Source organism: Pseudomonas sp. PA-4-8C (assembly GCF_021606625.1).
Taxonomy (GTDB): domain Bacteria; phylum Pseudomonadota; class Gammaproteobacteria; order Pseudomonadales; family Pseudomonadaceae; genus Aquipseudomonas; species Aquipseudomonas lactis.
This window is the reverse complement of record NZ_WKCD01000556.1, coordinates 1-1093: the sequence shown is the minus strand read 5'-3', so window position 1 is coordinate 1093 and position 1093 is coordinate 1. Positions and strand designations below refer to the sequence as shown.

Sequence of the window (1093 nt, the reverse complement as noted above, 5' to 3'; positions counted from 1 at the left end):
ACCGGCAAACCGGGCGCAACCGTGCAATTGCAAGACAGCGCAGGCAAACCGATCGGTTCGCCAGTGACCTTGGACGCTCAAGGCAAAGGCGAAATCCAAATCCCGACCACGGTCAGCGGCCAGGCGGTGTCTGCGGTACAAACAGTAGGAGGCGCTGATTCACTGCCGTCTGCTGCCGTTACCGTTCCATTGCTCAAGCCTGTACTGGGTGCGGTGGATGCAGACAAAGGCGCACTGCCGGTCACCGGCAAGCCGGGTGCTAGCGTGCAGTTGCAGGACAAGGACGGTAAGCCCGTCGGTGCTCCGGTCACTCTGGACGATAAAGGCCAGGGCATTATCAAGTTGCCGCAAGAGGTGAGCGGCGAATCTGTAGGCGTGGTCGCCAAGGCCGATGGCCAGCAATCGCCAGTCGCGACTGTTACCGTTCCGCCATTGAAGCCAACGCTGAGTGAAGTTGATCCGCAAACCGGCAAGGTTGAAGTCACCGGCAAGCCGGGCGCAACCGTGCAATTGCAAGACAGCACCGGCAAACCGATCGGTTCGCCAGTGACCTTGGACGCTCAAGGCAAAGGCGAAATCCAGATCCCGACCACGGTCAGCGGTCAGGCGGTGTCTGCGGTACAAACAGTCGGTGGTGTTGATTCGCTGCCGTCCGCCGCCGTTACCGTTCCGTTGCTTAAGCCTGTGCCGGGTACGGTGGATGCGGACAAAGGCGAGTTGCCGGTGACCGGCAAGCCGGGTGCAACCGTGCAGTTGCAGGACAAGGACGGTAAGCCCGTCGGCGAAGCGGTCGTCCTGGATGACAAAGGCCAGGGCATTATCAAGTTGCCGCAAGAGGTGAGCGGCGAATCTGTAGGCGTGGTCGCCAAGGCCGAGGGCCAGCAATCGCCAGTCGCGACTGTTACCGTTCCGCCATTGAAGCCAACGTTGAGTGAGGTCGATCCGCAAACCGGCAAGGTTGAAGTCACCGGCAAACCGGGCGCAACCGTGCAATTGCAAGACAGCGCAGGCAAACCGATCGGTTCGCCAGTGACCTTGGACGCTCAAGGCAAAGGCGAAATCCAAATCCCGACCACGGTCAGCGGCCAGGCGG

The 1093-nt window shown here is 60.9% G+C and carries 1 protein-coding gene; it reads left to right on the top strand.

The annotated features are described in order from the left end of the window. Positions 1 to 21: 21 nt before the first annotated feature. The coding region (locus GIW04_RS31670; RefSeq protein ID WP_236479636.1) for an Ig-like domain-containing protein at positions 22 to 1093 on the top strand (1072 nt) is incomplete at its 3' end.